This is a genomic window from Mesorhizobium sp. M0563 (genome assembly GCF_040321065.1).
GTDB lineage: Bacteria > Pseudomonadota > Alphaproteobacteria > Rhizobiales > Rhizobiaceae > Mesorhizobium.
Genome location: NZ_JAMYQV010000033.1, coordinates 1 through 16,565, shown reverse-complemented (window position 1 = coordinate 16,565; position 16,565 = coordinate 1). Strand labels below are relative to the sequence as shown.

The 16,565-nt window shown below is 58.9% G+C and carries 7 protein-coding genes and 8 pseudogenes; 10 read left to right on the top strand and 5 right to left on the bottom strand.

Annotated elements, in window-relative coordinates; all coding sequences use genetic code 11:
* Window positions 1-200 precede the first annotated feature (200 nt).
* The 4 genes and pseudogenes from NKI50_RS28550 to NKI50_RS28535 all read left to right on the top strand — a co-directional run.
* Entirely contained in the window at window positions 201-1,757 is a 1,557-nt protein-coding gene (locus NKI50_RS28550) for a serine hydrolase domain-containing protein (RefSeq protein WP_352718318.1), read from the top strand.
* A 323-nt stretch (window positions 1,758-2,080) separates the two neighbouring features.
* Window positions 2,081-2,549: pseudogene (locus NKI50_RS28545) on the top strand (transposase); the annotation flags it as partial.
* Between the two features lie 532 nt (window positions 2,550-3,081).
* A complete protein-coding gene (gene ltrA, locus NKI50_RS28540) occupies window positions 3,082-4,341 on the top strand; it encodes a group II intron reverse transcriptase/maturase (protein WP_352718316.1) in 1,260 nt (419 codons plus the stop codon).
* An 80-nt stretch (window positions 4,342-4,421) separates the two neighbouring features.
* A pseudogene (locus NKI50_RS28535) lies at window positions 4,422-4,655 on the top strand (transposase); the annotation flags it as partial.
* 264 nt (window positions 4,656-4,919) lie between these two features.
* Here NKI50_RS28535 and NKI50_RS28530 read toward each other — a convergent pair.
* The gene (locus tag NKI50_RS28530; RefSeq protein ID WP_352718314.1) at window positions 4,920-5,945 is read right to left on the bottom strand and encodes an IS110 family RNA-guided transposase; all 1,026 of its coding nucleotides are present in this window, start codon (window positions 5,943-5,945) and stop codon (window positions 4,920-4,922) included.
* A 194-nt stretch (window positions 5,946-6,139) separates the two neighbouring features.
* On the opposite strand from NKI50_RS28530, the pseudogene NKI50_RS28525 reads away from it, so the two are divergent.
* From NKI50_RS28525 to NKI50_RS28500, 6 genes and pseudogenes are all read left to right on the top strand, one after another.
* A pseudogene (locus tag NKI50_RS28525) lies at window positions 6,140-7,163 on the top strand (IS110 family RNA-guided transposase).
* 245 nt (window positions 7,164-7,408) lie between these two features.
* Window positions 7,409-7,663, top strand: a pseudogene (locus NKI50_RS28520) (transposase); the annotation flags it as partial.
* A gap of 391 nt (window positions 7,664-8,054) precedes the next feature.
* The gene (locus tag NKI50_RS28515; protein ID WP_352718312.1) at window positions 8,055-9,650 is read left to right on the top strand and encodes an ABC transporter substrate-binding protein; all 1,596 of its coding nucleotides are present in this window, start codon (window positions 8,055-8,057) and stop codon (window positions 9,648-9,650) included.
* 206 nt (window positions 9,651-9,856) lie between these two features.
* Window positions 9,857-10,424: pseudogene (locus tag NKI50_RS28510) on the top strand (IS6 family transposase); the annotation flags it as partial.
* Window positions 10,425-10,675: 251 nt separating this feature from the next.
* The gene (locus NKI50_RS28505) at window positions 10,676-11,788 is read left to right on the top strand and encodes a DmpA family aminopeptidase (RefSeq protein WP_352718347.1); all 1,113 of its coding nucleotides are present in this window, start codon (window positions 10,676-10,678) and stop codon (window positions 11,786-11,788) included.
* A 324-nt stretch (window positions 11,789-12,112) separates the two neighbouring features.
* Window positions 12,113-12,365, top strand: a pseudogene (locus tag NKI50_RS28500) (IS110 family transposase); the annotation flags it as partial.
* Window positions 12,366-13,456: 1,091 nt separating this feature from the next.
* Here the strand turns inward: NKI50_RS28500 and NKI50_RS28495 are convergent.
* The 4 genes and pseudogenes from NKI50_RS28495 to NKI50_RS28480 all read right to left on the bottom strand — a co-directional run.
* Window positions 13,457-13,779: pseudogene (locus NKI50_RS28495) on the bottom strand (transposase); the annotation flags it as partial.
* A gap of 249 nt (window positions 13,780-14,028) precedes the next feature.
* The gene (locus NKI50_RS28490) at window positions 14,029-15,132 is read right to left on the bottom strand and encodes a D-alanine--D-alanine ligase family protein (protein WP_352718310.1); all 1,104 of its coding nucleotides are present in this window, start codon (window positions 15,130-15,132) and stop codon (window positions 14,029-14,031) included.
* 151 nt (window positions 15,133-15,283) lie between these two features.
* Window positions 15,284-15,712, bottom strand: a complete 429-nt coding sequence (panD, locus tag NKI50_RS28485) for an aspartate 1-decarboxylase (RefSeq protein ID WP_352718308.1) — start codon at window positions 15,710-15,712, stop codon at window positions 15,284-15,286.
* A gap of 558 nt (window positions 15,713-16,270) precedes the next feature.
* Window positions 16,271-16,565: pseudogene (locus NKI50_RS28480) on the bottom strand (transposase); the annotation flags it as partial.

Sequence of the window (16,565 nt, the reverse complement as noted above, 5' to 3'; positions counted from 1 at the left end):
TAATGCTTCACGGGGCCGAGTTACCACCGACTTTCCCGAACTGGTCAGACAATCCGGGAGGCTGACAACATCACAAATCACGTAGCTGCACGCGGGTCCGCGTTTCAAAAGCCGATGTATTTTGGCGCAAAACTACCTTGCCCATGCGTCATATAATCCTGAAGGACCTTTAGCAGCATCCCCACCGAGGAATTACGATCATGACCAGTTCGCAGGGCGATTTTACCAGGCGCGTCGATGCATTATTCAGCAAGTTCAGCGGACCGGAAATGCCTGGCGCTGTTATCGCCGTGACCGAGAACGGCCGCGAGATCTTCGCCAATGCCTATGGTCTGGCGAACATCAACGACGACGTGCCAATGGGGCGTAAGACCATCATCCGCATCGGTTCGCAGAGCAAGCAGTTCACCGTGCTGCTGATCCTGATGCTGGAGGCAGAAGGCAAGCTCAGCCTGGAGGACGAGGCGCAGAAGCACCTGCCCTATGTGCCCCGGCTCGAGTACCCGGTCACGCTCAGGCACCTCGCCTCCAATACGAGCGGCTACCGCGACTATCTGGAAGGCATGTTCCTTAGCGGCCTGTCGATCTTCGCGCCGTCAGACCGCCAGACAGTCCGCGATGTCATCGCCAGACAGGACGCGCTCAATTTCAAACCCGGCAGCGCGATGCTCTATTCGAATAGCGGCTTCTTCATGCTGTCCGAGATCATTGAACAGATCGAGGGCGCAACCTTCGACGAGGTCCTGCGCCAGCGCATCACCGGCCCGCTCGGCATGGACGACACCTCGCTCCTGCCGCGCGACTGGTTGGCCAGGAAGCGACTGGCCGCCCACTATACAAAACGCGCTGACGAGTGGATCCATCTGGGCATGGGAATTGAATTAGGCGGCGAGGGCGGCATGGTTTCGACTCTCGACGACATGGTGGTCTGGCAGCAGAACCTGATCGACCCTAAGGTCGGCACTGCGGAAATGTATGAGCGCATGGTGACGCCATTCGTGTTCGACAATGGCGCGACCGGCTTCTACGGGCTTGGGCTGGTAACGGATGTTTATCGTGGCCGCCGCGCTGTTAGCCACGGCGGTGATGTTGCCGGCGGCCTTTCGCACTCGATGCGCTTCATTGACGACGGGCTTGGTATCGTCATCATCGCCAACAACGACCAGGTAACCGCCTTCCCGGTCGCCCGCCGCATCGCCGACATCTATTTCGGAAACGCCGCGCCAGCGCCGTTCGAACTTGCTCCCGGCCGCTACCGACAGGAAGACGGCCCCGAGGTGTTCGAGATCGTCGCCAAGACTGGCGTGCCGACCTTCCTTAGTTCCGTTGGTGTGGGCGGGTTCGATTTTGGCCACCCAGGCGGCGCCAAGCCCGAGAGCTCGATCACCGACCTGGTTCTCAGTCCAAGGCCGGACGGTAAGGTCGATGGCATGTTCTGCGGTACGCCAAGGGTCTACACACCCCTGGTCGCAGACGCCAAGGCGGCCGCCCCTCTTGCCGGAAGGTACGCAAACAAGGCGCAGGGCCTGCAGGTCGAGATCGACGCCGACGCACGGCGTGGCATGTTCCGTCTGCGCTCCGATCTCGGCGCATTGAACGCGACCATTGTCGCTGCGGACAGTGATCTTTGGTTCTTGATCCAGCCCGGCACCGACATGGGTCCCTATCGGCCCTGGAGGGCAACGCTAAGCGTCACCGCAGACGGTTTCGAGATAAACTCGGACCGCGTCAAGAAACTGCGTTTCACGCGAGCCTGAGCGACTTTAATAACGGCGAGGTCCACCCTGTCCCCGAAGGGGTTCGACGCGCTGGCGCGCAAGTATCTGCGCCAAGCGCCGCTATCGCGGCCTGGTTTGCTCGCAGGTGCGTTGCGGCAGCGACCGCCGTCAGCCGGCCCGATGTCGCCCTCGGCGGTAGACTGCGGGACATTGCGCGTTGGTCGCTGCGAGGAACCGATACGCGCGACCACACGGCGCGGCATCTCGGAGTCAACCTAGAGCATATCCGGCGATCGATGAATCATTGTGAGGTGACACAGGCTTGGCCGGCTGATTCAACGTCCACTTTGAAGAGGTGGACGATGGCAAGAGCACTGAGCGGCGATCTTCGGTGGCGGGTGTTGAGGGCTTCGAGCGAGGACATGTCCGCGCGGCAGGTGGCAGCCCGGTTCACGGGGTCGGGATATCGGCTGCGATCCGTTGGGTCGCGCGCGCCAAGATCGGCGAGCGAACGCCTCGGCCGCAGGGTTGGCGGCGAGGTTCAAGCCTCGATGCGCATGAAGCCTTCATCGTCGGGCTGATCGAGGAGCGCAAGGACATCACACTGAACGAGATGGTCGAGCGGCTTGCGACCGAGCGGTCGGCACGTATCGGACGCAGCGCATTGAGCGCTTGGCTTTGCAGGCGCGGCTGGACGTTCAAAAAAAGTCCGCACATGCACTGGAGCAGGACCGTCCAGACATCCTGAAGCGCCGCCGCGCTTGGTTCGATGGCCAGCTCGATCTCGATCCTGCCCGGCTCGTCTTCATTGATGAGAGTGTGCTGCAGAGCAGCGGAAGGAGTTCAACATGAACTAAGACCGTAGCGTAAAGCTGCGTGAATGATGGGGGACGGCCCTCCGGGATCGGCTTTCAGGAGCAGGTCTCAAACCAGTCCAAGCTGCTGCGGTAAAGAGCCGTGGTGGTGAGCGTTGGATGAAAAGTTCGGACGAGATCCGAGCAGGTGGGTGTCCGAAAGACGAACGAAAGTGAACCCTTCGAAGACGCGTCGTTATGAACGTAAGTGTCGCCGAAACCAGGACCGTCTCGTCATCCTGGGACAAGTCCGCCGGGTGCCTGATGACAGGGCGGGCGGCGACCGGCGTTGAGGGGGCGTGAGTCGGACACAGGCATTCGCGCGGAACTGCAGGAACCAGGCTCCTGATGCAAAGGGAGAAGCTCAAGCGGGCCAAACCGCAAGGCGAGAGTACCGATGCAGGAGACTGGGGCGGACCGGCCCGTATGAGCGTTGAAGGCCCTGTAATGGGGCCGGAGCAAAGGGGCCGGATCAGGTGGTCGTATTGTTTGGAACAACTGGAAACAGGATGACTTCGGAAGATACGACAGACAAGCCGTTTCGAATTGCGAAACGACAAGTGTACGAAGCTTACAAAGCGGTCAAAGCCAACCAGGGCGCAGCCGGGGTGGACGGGCAGACCCTGGAGATGTTCGAGAAGGACCTTGCAGGAAACCTCTACAAGGTCTGGAATCGGATGTCCTCAGGGACGTACTTCCCGCCGCCGGTTCGCGCTGTCTCCATTCCGAAGAAGAGTGGGGGCGAAAGGGTTTTGGGTGTGCCCACCGTCAGCGATCGGATCGCACAGATGGTGGTCAAGCAGATGATTGAGCCGGATCTGGACTCCCTCTTTCTTCCAGACTCCTACGGCTACAGGCCGGGAAAGTCGGCTCTGGATGCAGTTGGCGTCACGCGGCAGCGATGCTGGAAGCATGACTGGGTTCTGGAATTCGACGTCAAAGGGCTGTTTGACAATCTTCCGCACGATCTCCTGCTGAAGGCGGTCAGGAAGCACGTCACATGCAAGTGGGCTCTGCTCTACATCGAAAGATGGCTGGCAGCGCCGATGGAGAAGAACGGGGAAGTCGTCGAGCGCACACGCGGTACCCCGCAAGGGGGCGTTGTCAGCCCGATCTTGTCGAATCTCTTCATGCACTATGCATTTGATCTGTGGATGACCCGGACGCATCCTGACCTTCCATGGTGTCGATATGCGGACGATGGTCTTGTGCATTGCCGGAATGAGCAGCAGGCAGAAGCCCTCAAGGCGGAGCTTGGTGCTCGACTGGCAGCATGCGGGCTTCAAATGCATCCGACAAAGACCAAGATCGTCTATTGCAAAGACCAAAGGCGTAGGGGGGAATACCCGAATGTCGTGTTCGACTTCCTCGGGTATCAGTTCCGGCCGCGACGCGTGGCGAACACACAGCGAGATGAGTTCTTCTGTGGTTACACGCCTGCGGCCAGCCCAACGGCAATGAAGTCGATGCGGGCCACGATCAAAAGCTTGAACATCCCGCGGCAGACGCCGGGGACGCTGGCTGAAATCGCCCAACAGCTCAATCCACTCCTTCGCGGATGGATAGCCTATTATGGCCGCTACAGCCGTTCGGCCCTGTCCACTCTGGCTGATTACGTCAACCGGAAGCTCAGGGCGTGGATCATGCGTAAGTTCAAGCGCTTTCAGTCCCATAAGACGCGTGCCAGCCTCTTCGTGAGAAAGCTGGCGCGGGAAAACCCAGGACTGTTCGTGCACTGGAAGGCGTTCGGAACGAATACGTTTGCCTGATGGGAGCGGTGTGAATCGAGAGGTTCACGCACCGTTCTGCGAGAGGCCGGCAGGTGAAATCCCTCCGGCCTACTCACCCCGGACTGTCGACCAAGATGGCGCGGCTGCGGGGCCGCGCCCCACGCGGCGAGCGTTGCCGGGCCGCCGTGCCTCATGGCCACTGGAAGACCACCACCTTCACCGGGGCGCTGCGCCTTACCGGCACGACCGCGCCGTTCGTCTATGATGGTGCTATGAACGGCGCCGTCTTCCTCGCCTATGTCGAGCAGATCCTCGTCCCGACCCTGAAGCCGGGCGACATCGTCATCATGGACATGTGTGGACGCCCCCGTCAGCGCAAGAAGAATCTTATATGAAGAATGAGGAGCGTGGTCGGGTGCTGACATGTGTCCGGCCTCTGATGCGGCGTTCCACATGCCGCGGGCCCGTATGGGAGTTCGCGGAGCGGGTCCAATTCAATCTCGCGTGCTCAAGGCACGTATCCATGATCTGGTTTTCCCGATCCCGCCTCGTTGACCGTTGCGCCATACTCTCCGTTTGACCTTCTCACACTTTCGAGGCCTTCCGGCCGAGCGGAACTAACCCGCCACGGCCGGAGCCCGATAGGTTCCGCCTTTCGCCATCAATGCCCAGACGATGCGTGCCGTCTTGTTGGCAAGCGCGACGATCACCAACATGGGCGGCTTACGGTCCAGCATGCGCATGAGCCATGGGTCCGCAGATTTCCCCTTCCGCATCGCCCAGCGCACGGCAGCACTGGCTCCTATAATGAGCAGGCGGCGCAGAGTTCGTTCGCCCATGCGGGACGTCTCGCCAAGCTTCTGCTTCCCGCCCGTGGAACGCTGCAACGGAGTGAGCCCCAGCCAAGCCGCAAAATCACGCCCCCTTTTGAAGGTCTGAGCCGACGGAGCCAGAGCGGCGAGAGCAGTCGCGGTGATCGATCCTATCCCCGGGATAGTCATCAGTCGTTTCGATTCCGCGTCCTCCCTGGCGCGCCGGGCGATCTCGCGGTCGAGCACAGCCACCCTCTCATCCAGCGAGCGCAACTGTTCCACGAACAGACACAGGATCGGACGGGCGGCCTGTGGGATGGCGGAGCCATGATCCTCGATCGCCGTTACAAGCTTGGCCACATGGAAAAGGCCCTGCGCGGCCACCAGCCCGAATTCGGCAAGATGGCCACGTATCGCATTGATGGTCTGGGTCCGCTGGCGCACCAGAAGATCGCGAGCGCGAAACACCATCGCCGCAGCCTGTTGTTCCTCACTCTTGGCTGCCACAAAACGCATCGTCGGCCGTTGCGCAGCTTCGCAGATCGCCTCCGCATCGGCGGCATCGTTCTTCTGCCTCTTCACGAAAGGCTTGACGTAGCCCGGAGCGATCAGCCGGACGTTATGTCCCAGCTTCGTGATCTCCCGCGCCCAGTAATGGCTGCTGCCGCAGGCCTCCATGGCAACCGTGCAAGCCGGCTGCGCATCAAAGAATTTAAGCATCTGATCGCGGCGAAGCTTCTTTCTAAACAGGATAGCTCCCGATGCATCTGCACCGTGCACCTGGAACACGTTCTTCGCTAGATCCAACCCGATCATGCTAACTTCCGACATGGACGCCTCCGTTCAAGTGATGATCAACGACACCACTTTGGCACAGCGATGCCGTCAGGGGGCGTCCACATGGGGTAATCGCGGGAGCGACGCGCCCTGGAACCGATCATAGCCTTGGAGGGTGGCTGTTCCCCGATAAGATGAAATACGGGCTCACGACTGGACGCCGGGCCCAGCATCAACGGAGAACAGCCATGGAAGAACATATCGGTCTCGACGTGTCGATGAAGAGACGGCAGTGTCGATCCGCCGTGAAGGCGAACGGATCTGGCGCGGGAAGTGCGCATCTGATCCCAGGATCATTGCCGAGCTTGTCCGCAAGCGGGCGCCGGCCGCAAAGCGCGTCGTGTTCGAAACCGGCCCGCTGTCAGTTTGGTTCTATCATGCGCTGCGCGCCGAGGGATTGCCAGCCATCTGCATCGATGCGCGCCATGCCAAAGCCGCTCTCGATATGGCGGCGAACAAGACGGATGCGAATGACGCCGATGGTTTGGCGCGTCTTGCTGAAGCAGGATTCTTTCGCGAGGTGCGCGTGAAAGGCTTCGACAGTATGTTGACCCGCACGCTCGTGGCAGCACGCACTCGGCTGGTCCGGATCACCGTCGAGCTTTCCAACCAGATCCGAGGGATCATGAAAACGTTCGGCTTGCTCGTTCCCGCCGGTAAGGGAACTACATTCGAAAAGAATGTCCGGAGCCTTCTTATCGATCAGTGCGAGCTTGCTCCTGTCGTCCTACCGATGTTGGAAGCCTGGCGCAGCATTCGCATCCGTGCCGCCGAGCTTGGGCGCCAGCTTGTCGCAGATGCACGTCAAAGCCAAGCATGCCGCATACTCATGTCGATCCCCGGCATCGGCGCCATTACCGCAACCTCTTTCGCCACTGCCATTGAAGATCCGGGCAACTTCAAGAAGTCCCGCTCTGTTGCCGCTTGGATCGGCCTGACAACTCGCCGCTACCAATCGGGAGAAGTCGATTATGACGGCCATATATCCCGACTCGGCGATCGACATTTGCGGGGACTTCTCTATGAGGCTGCGGCGGTCATCCTGACACGCAGCTCGATCGACAGCAGCCTGCGCACGTGGGCCTCAAGCTCCGGGAGAGGGTTGGCTTCAAACGAGCTGCCGTGGCTGTGGCGCGCAAACTGGCGGTGATAATGCATTCGATGCTCAAGACCGGTGAGTTCTTTGATCGAAATGCAGGCGCCACAGCATGAAATCTTGCGAATAGCGTTCAGGACCTGAGCGCCTGAGACGTCCCTGCCGGGACGTGAGCCGAGCCATTCCGCTGATGGGGTTGCACCGCTGTCTCAGCAAAGTGCGTCGTCCACATTGAAGGCTCGTCCGCGGAGCTCCATCATGCGGCGACTGATGTCGACCGCGAAGACAACCATGCACCCGGCAGCGTCGTCTCGACGCAATTACATGCTTGACGTCCCAGCGGCGATTAGACAACCCCATCAACCTGCCGGCGCACAAGGCGGCAGGTGTCCGCGGCGCGATCGAGCAGGCCGGCGCGACACTCAGCTTGCTGCCGCCATACAGCCCCGACTTCAACCCGATCGAGAACGCCTTCTCAAAGCTCAAGGCGCTTCTGCGCGCCAAAGCAGAGCGAACCATCAAGGCCCTGTGGGATGCCGTCGGTTCGATCGTCGACCTGTTCTCACCGGCCGAGTGCGAAAACTACTTCAAGGCCGCAGGATATGATCCGGATTAAGCCGGACGTGCTCTAGCAGATAACCGGGGGACGATAGCGCTGGGCCCAAGGCGTTGCGGGTAAGCTTTCGATATGTGAGCGCCAGTCAGTCTGCCGTATGAATGACGTCTCGCTAGAACCTGCAATTGACATAGGTGACGCTGGTTAATCGCGCCACACTCCGTCATGAGACGGCGATTACACTCCGTGGCGCAGGCCGGCGGAAGTGCGACATTTCAAACGGCGATGCTTGATGCAGTCCGTGTTTCAGTAGCCGACGTATTTTGGCGAAAACCCTTCTACCCAAATGCTAACATCGAGTTCTTCGAACAGGCAATGGGAGACGAATACTTCGCTCGAGTTCGCTATGCGCAGATTAACTGCAACAGTGGCCAAAAAGGGGAACCAACAGATGACAATTTCTCGGCGCAACTTGTTCAAAGCGGGTATCGCCGCGGGAGCGGCTCTATCGATCCCGTCGGTCCTGCGCGCTCAGACGGCGCCAGCCGGGACGGTGCGGATGGTGATGTTAAATCCCACCATCTTCGATCCGTACAATACGACGTCTACACCCACCTACAACCACGCCGTGGCGATTTACGACACCCTGTTTGGGCTCGACTCCAAGATTTTGCCGCAGCCGCAAATGGTGGGGAAGTGGGGGGTTTCCGATGACAAGAAGACCTATACGTTCGAGTTGCGGGACGGCCTGGGCTGGCACGACGGTATCCCCGTCACCGCGGCGGACTGTGTGGCCTCGATTCGTCGCTGGGGCCAGACTTCCGGCGGGCAACTGGTTATGGAGCGGGCCAGGGATATCTCGAAGAAGGATGACAAGACCTTCACCATCGCGCTTAAGGAGCCGCTCGGGCTTCTGATCGATCGGCTGGCGGAAATCTCGGCGTACCCGCTATTTATCATGCGCGAAAAGGATGCGGATCGCCCCGCAACCGAGCAGGTGACCGCGAACATCGGATCGGGGCCGTTCAAGTTTAACGATGCCCTTGCCAAGCCGGGTGCTAGCTTAACCTATGACCGCAACGAGAAATATGTACCACGCAAGGAAGCTAGCGACGGATTGGGCGGCGGCAAGGTCGTCAAGGTCGACCGCGTCATCTGGGAGAATATCTCCGATCAGCAGACTGCTTTCTCGGCCTTGCAGGCGGGTGAGGTCGATTTCTTGTCATCGCCACCTTTCGACTTTTACTCAGCGATCGAGAGCGATCCCAATCTTGAACTCCAGGTCCTGGACAAGGGGGGGTGGAACATGTGGCTGCGCATGAACCACCTGCAGAAACCGTTCGACAATATCAAGGCACGCCGAGCGATGCTTCACCTAGTCGACCAGGAAGCGTTTCTGCGCGTCATGGCTCCCGATCCAAAATACGGCCACACCCTCACTTCGATATTTGGAAACACTACCCCTTATTCGAATGACGAAAATACGGGTTGGTACAAGAAGGGCGGCGATCCCGAAAAAGCCAGGCAGCTCTTCCAGGAGGCTGGATATGCCGGCGAGAAGGTCGTCATCCTGCAGCCCACGGACTGGGCGGGAGGAAGCAATGTCTCCCAGCTTCTCGCGGCCGAGCTGCGCAAGATTGGGGTTAATGCCGAGCTTGCCCCGAGCGACTGGAGCGGAGTTCTTGCGCGATTGAAGAACAAAGGCCCCGTCGAGAACGGCGGCTCGAGCATCTTCATCACGAGCTCTTCTGATTCCATCGAGAGCGATCCGATCTCCGCAGACTTCCTTTTCTTGAATGGCGAGAAGGGCAGCTTTTACGGCTGGCCGAAGAACGACGAATACGAGGCCCTTCGGGCCAAATGGGCGGATGTCGAAACGCTCGAAGAGCGCAAGGCCCTGGCCCGCAAGATGCAAAGGGTTTGGTGGGACGATGTCGGCTACGTTCTTCTGGGGCAATATGTACAGCCAATCGCGCGCCGCAAGACGCTCACCGGCCTCATAGAGATGCCGCTGCTCATCCCGATGTGGAATATGCGGAGGGCTTGAGGATCGCTGCCTACATCCTGAAGGATGATCCCGACCATCGCCGTTATGGCGATGGTCGGGATATTGCTCTTCTTGCTTCACAGGCTGGCGCTGGCGACCCGGCGACCATGATCGCCAGCAAGTCGGCCACGGTGGGCTGCAATGGAATGCGACTATGCCGGACACACGATCCCCATCATCGACCCCTGTTGACGGGCGAAATCCAGACTGTCCATCGCAGGGTCGTGCACTTTTCGCCGCTACTGTTGGAGCGGTTCAACCGGCGCAACCGATCTGTCACAGGCAGGTGGCATATGGATGAGACCTACAGCAAGGTCCGCGGACGATGGATGTATGCCTATCGCGCCATCGACAGCGTGGGCGACACGGTGGAGTTCTTCATCAGCGAAAACCGCGACCTATCGGCGGCGAAGCGCTTCTTTCATCAGTCTCTTGCGCGCCATGGCCGACCGGAGCACATGGTTATCGACAGCAGCCGCACCACTCACGCGGCGATATGCCTCCGCGATGAGGAAAGCCGGCTCCGGGATCGATCACGACGGTCGCTGAAACCGATCCACATCCGACAGAGCCAATACCTTAACCACCGGATCAAGCAGGATCACCGGCGCATCAAGCGTCGGATCCTATCCATGCTTGGCTTCAAATCGGCGGCAACCGCCACAACCATTTTATCCGGCATCGAGATGATCCACATGATGCGCAAACGACAGGTGAGGTACGCCCTACAATCCACCTTCAATCGCCGAGCAGTTCGAAATCCTCACTGCCTGATAGACAGACAAAAACTCCCTGTTCATGGCCGACCTTGGAGTTCGCGACAGAACCATCGCCAATGATACACAGCGCCGATTACCTCACCACCATTATTGCGGATCAGCCCACCATTGCGGTGAGCCCAGCTATAGAATGGGTCGCTCTAATGAGGCGCCAGGAACTGGCGCGACTCTTCCGATGGACACCTCTTCGCTACAAAAGGCCGACGCAAGCCACCGACGAGGACCCTAATGGAACCCAATCAGAACTTGACATCGCACGCTTCAGAAAGGCCGCGGGCACGAAATCTAGGATTACCGTTTCCCGGAAAGGCCGGCCCGTTCAACGCCATTACCGACGTTGCCGGGATCGAAGTGGGCTATTCGACCGTGGTCAGCGACTCGTCAATTTCGGGCAGAGGACCAGCGCGTACTGGGGTTACCACCATTCTTCCAAGAGGCCGCACCGGCCCCCTGCGGGCTCCGGTTTGGGCGGGATTTCACTCGCTTAATGGAAACGGTGAAATGACCGGGACGCACTGGATCAAGGAGGCGGGCTATTTCACGGGACCTATCGGCATCACGAACACCCATAGTCTTGGAACCGTGCATCAGTCGATTTTGCAGTGGATGATCCGAAGGCCAGATACGGGCGTGGAACCCTATAAGTTCATGCTGCCTGTGGTGGGCGAAACATGCGACGCCTACCTCAACGACATGGATGCCTTCCATGTTACGTCCGCCCACGTGACGGAGGCTCTCGATACCGCGGCCAGCGGCTTCTTGGCCGAAGGGAATGTCGGCGGTGGAACTGGAATGATCTGCTTCGAGTTCAAAGGCGGCACGGGAACGTCGTCTCGCGTCATTGAACTACTCGGAGCGAGCTACACCGTCGGGTGCCTTGTACAAGCGAACTTTGGCATCCGCCCGCTGCTGAAAATTCTCGGCGTTCCTGTGGGCGAACATCTCACTGACAATCGGCTTTGGGCCGGCGAACAGGGCTCTATCATCGCCGTCGTGGCTACCGATGCGCCCCTTATGCCAACGCAATTGGAGCGACTTGCCCGGCGCGCCGGCCTAGGCATCGGTCGTACGGGCACACCATCTGGGGACGGCTCCGGCGACCTGTGCCTTGCCTTCTCCACCGCCAACCTCACCATGAGTGAGTCGGCGGCCGCGCCCGCAGTAGGCGACCTCGCTTTCCTGCCGAACAACAGGCTCGACATCCTTTTCGAAGCGACAGCGCAGGCCGTGGAGGAAGCAATTATCAATGCCCTGGTAGCAGCCGAGCCAATGGTTGGGCGCGAGAATCGGAGTGTTGCAGCTATCGACCACGATGCTGTTAAGGCGGTCATGCGGAACTATAGACGATTGAAGGCATGAGCCGACCGGAAGCGGCCCCAGACGTCACCTACCGCCTTGCCCTTTGTCGAGAAGATCAACGATCGGCAGGCGACATTCTCGCGGGCGGAAAGCGTCATCGCGGGCCTATCTCGTCACGCATCTCCGAGAGATCCCCTTCGAGACTGCTGCCTCGATCTCGCGCAAGCTGAATGTCAGCCCATGACTATGCGGCGCTCCTGCGTTCGCTTCAGCGGGTCTCGCGCTTTTCCAGCATATCGCCGACGGAGGCGTGACAGGCTGGATCATTCAAGGCCAAGCCGCACCCTGCAATCGCTCCAGCAAGGATCGACAAGAAGAAGGCCGGGCCATGACGTCCGGTTGATCCCGCCTGCCTACGTTAAGCCCTTTGTTAAACGCGGCAAGACCGATGCTGCCGACGCCGAGGCGATCAGCGAGGCGGTAATCCGCAAGACCATGCGCTTTGTGCCGTTCAAGTCGGCCGAGCAACAAGCGGCGGCGATGATGCTGAGGACGCGAGCTCTGCTTCTGCGCCAAAGAACACAAGCGATCAACGCCTTGCGCGCTCATATGTCCGAATTGGGCATCATCGCGGCGGCCGGCCCGGCGAAGGTGGCGGCATTAGCCGCGATCGTGCGTGACCCGACGGATGCTCGCCTGCCTGCGGCGGGGCGCTTCGCCCTGACGGCTCTTCTTGTTGACCAGTTAGACACGCTGAGCGAACGTTCCACATATGTCGCGCTGCAAAACGCTCAGTTTCGGCCTGTTGCCTAAGCGCGACTTCTCCAGATCGGGCTGCAGAATCGAATCCGCGGCCTCATCCAACCTGCCCTGTTCGGATTTCGGCACGGACTGAGGTTCAAACGGCTTAGCGGATGCTGCCGCTCGAGCAATATTGCGGCTGCCTTCCTCGCCAAAACGTGCCTCGAGCGATTTCCTGAATGTGGCGACCTCCCGCTGACCTCCTGATCCTGATCAGCTGACACCACCTTGAAGGCTTCGGCCCGCTCGCGATATCCTTGACCACTGCAATTTTTCCAAGCGCAGCTTTCGCCCGATCCGAAACGTCCCCTGCCTCCACCGCGTCAGGCGATCGGTCGACACCCGCCTCCAGGAGGTCTATGGCCATCGTGTGCCTCAAATGATGACGGTGACGCGCTTTCCATTCAGTGACGGGCACATGGCAGAAGCGGCCTGGCGGTCTTTGTTCAGCAGATCTGAACACCATGAACGCTGAGCACTCACCACTTGGCGCTGGGAAACAGAATACCCCCTTCCTTCTCCGCGTTGAGGTTCTTCTGTCAGTATCTCAAGACTGCGGTCGTAGGCCGGGCGAAAGGGAAAGATAGAGGAACGCGTGATCGCGCCGCTCGAACCAGGTCGATTGATCCGGTGCGGCCAGCAAGGCATCGACCTCTGGACGGGTCAACAGATTGACTAGGGTTCGAGTTGTCGTGTTGCTTCTGTGGTTGCCGTCCGTTGTGCAAGGTGTTTCTGATTTCTGAACGTGTGAACGAGTGCGGTCTTCCGTCAGGCTTTTGAGTGCGGCACTTGTCGAAGCCGCTGGCCGGTATGGTGATCTGCGGATCGGATCCAAATCTCACGTGCGTGCTTGAAGGCACCGAGGCAACAGCTGGTTTTCCCGATCCAGATCGGTTCGATCATGCGCTGTCCATGCTGACCAACAGGTCAGGCCATGGCGGTGAACACCGGATCTCGATAATCTTCTTGTTTCGTCAGCATGGCCCACATTCTGCGGGCCATCTTGTCCGCCAGTGCCATCGCGACCAACATCCGTGGCTTCCTCGTTATCATCCGCGCCAGCCTGGAACCCTGCGCCGGAGGCTTTCTGCTCGCCCAATTCACGCGGACCATTGCACCGATGATGATGATCAGCAATCGGCGAATATCGGCTTGTCCTGCCTTCGATAGCTTGCCGAGCCTTTTCTTGCCCCCCGATGAGATTGCCGGGGAACAAGTCCCAGCCATGCCGCAAAATCACGACCGCTTTTGCGGAACTGAGTTCCTTCCTGGAGATGGGCCACGAAGAAAATTGCGCAACCGTGTGAGGTCAAGCGGCGAGTAATTGCATCGAGCCCAGTTTCCATAGGCGCCTGCCTTGACCTAGCTCCAGGGCAAAGAGTTCGGAACTCGTCCAAATTCCAGGCAAGATTGTCGAGCTTGATCGTTATCCGAGCGAATGGCGGTGGAGCATTGGTCTTCTGCACTGATAGCAACATTCCATGAGGCGAGATTGGGAACTAGGATGCCACTGTTGATGGCAGTCCGTAGCGGATGCGGCTCGTCTCGATCTTACGAGTCTCTTCTCGGTGCCGTTGATACATCTCATTGGAGGCAGCTAGCCGAATGATGTGGTAGAGGTCGAAGCCGGCTTTTGCAAGAATTTTGGGAAAGATACTTCCTGCCGTCAGACCCGGCACCACGTTGACTTCGAAAAAGTAAACACACTGCTGCTCGTCAACGATGAAGTCGAGGCGCCCGAATGTGTGGAGCTTGAACTCCCGAGCAATCTGCGTGGAAATCGAGGCAATACGAGTTTGAAGGGTGTTCTCTACGTCGTCGAATTCAACTGAGTAACTGCCTTTCTGCGTCTTCTGATCATACCCGAGGAAGCCCGAGGGATTGTTGATCCGCGCGACCGGTAGCGCCGTAATCTCATAGCGGTCGATTAAGACGCCGCAGGTGTACTCTGTTCCAACAATTCGCTGCTGGACCAAGAACGAAGGGTCATACGGAGCGATCCGCTCGGAATAGGAACGGAGGCCGTCCTCTGAGAGCTCGTCTGTGCACTCGGTTAGGAAGGATCCTCCGAGCGTGTTCGGTTTGAGGACACACGGGCCAGCAAAATGCCGCATGGCCTCTGCGATGCCGGCTTCGAGATTGTCTTGGGAGACGTGGACCATCGGAATGGGAGTCAACTCAGGGCAAAGTCGATTGGCAACTACGCCTTGCAGATATTTATCTGCTGAGAGCATGGCCGCAGTTTTGTCGCCAAAGCTACCTGGAATGTCGTGGAATTGGGCAAGAGCCTGCATTTGGCCATCCTCTCCGTCCTGGCCTTGAAGAAGTGAAAAGACGAAAAGGCCATCGCTCTTGAGTAAGTGAGCGAGAGAAGCAAGCGGATGCGTCTCGGCGCGAGCTGCGAACTCGTCGTGGTTAGGAAGGCGATCCCCTTCCCGTACGAGCCTGAGTACGTCCCCAAATCGGGAGATGTAGTAGATGCATACCGGTGAAATATCCGCGTCGGGAGCATTGTTAAGGACGTCAGCGAAGTAATTGTACATCGCAATCGACCAGTCGTGCTCAACGGACCGGCCGCCATAGATGAGCGCCAATTGCATCATAGATTGTCCTTCGGAATGAGTTGCGGGGTCAGCTTTATTGTGGGCGCGAAACGCGAAGAGCCTCTGGACTAAATAGGACTGGTCTCCGCGGTATCCCTCAGAGCCAGCCCGACCCCATGAGCCATCAGCGATTGGCCCGACTCGGGACCTTTCAGCCGTTACCGCCAGGTGGGCCCTCGCGAACGGCGAACGTCATCGTTCCATCATCCCTGACCCCAGCATCGTAGAACATGCGTTCGCGGATAGAATTGTCTCGGTTGAAGGTCAGCAGTCGCGGTTTCATCTCTGCGATCTTATGCTTCTCAACATACACGGAGGAGCAAACGATTATCTCATCTCCGACCTGGCAGGTTCGAGCAGCGGCTCCATTCAGCACACAGCAACGAGAACCCTTCTCACCGTAAATGACGTATGTGCTGATTCGCGCGCCTGAAGCCCTGTTCCAGATCTCGACGAATTCCAGCGGGAGAATACCCGCGTCATTGCAGTGATCTGGATCCAGAGTTATCGAACCGTGGTAGTTCAGATCCGCATCGGTCACGGTAATGCCATGAAGCTTGGCGGCAACAACTTTTCTCATCTACATATTTCCTCTTTCTGTTATGGATCGCCAACAGGCCGAAGGGGCCGGTCATCGCGACGGAGACCTCGGCCATTGTACGCCAGCAGGAAGAAAATGGTCGGGGGTACGTTGGCCGGCTATGGGGCGGAAGGCTTGCCGGCCTGGCCGGTGCCACACTTGCCGTAGAATGCGATCTGACGCAGACCTGACATGTTGCTTCCTTCTTCCATCGATCGCGTCGTCACCCACGACATAAATGCCGGTCGGCAGGTCCCGCCGCCTTGTAACGAACGCCGCAAAACTCGCGCCAATTTGGATGATCGAGCCGAAGAAAAAATTCTGTGCTTGCTTTTCAGCTATTTAGCCTGAGGCCAAACGAGAGATTGATTTAACAAGCCTGAGTCGCGGACCCGACAAACTGACAGGAGGTGTCGGGTGGGTTGTTCGGACCAATAGAAGGGTGATAGGTTCTTGCAGCCGGAAGGACCGGCGATGGTTTGGCGAGAGACTGTGCGTGGTGAAGGGACCAGATCCAGGGAGTGTCAGAATTTCCGTGTGCGGGCGGGCGGTTGAACATTACGCCGCCATTGCCCGGATGAAGCGCTCGCCAAAGGCGACGGCGATCTGGGCCTTGGCCTTGGTCCACTCACGTGGCGGCATTTTCACTCTTTCTCTGATCGGTTCAAGATCAGATAGAGCAGCTTGGTTGCGGCATCATCGCTGGGGAAGTGGCCCCTGGCCCTGACAGCCCGCCTGAGCTTCGAGTTCAACGCCTCTATTGAGTTCGTAACCGGTATGATCATGACGGTGCCATCCGATCCCCGCTGGAGATGAGCGATTTTCGGCGTATGGTGCGACCATCCGGGACAGG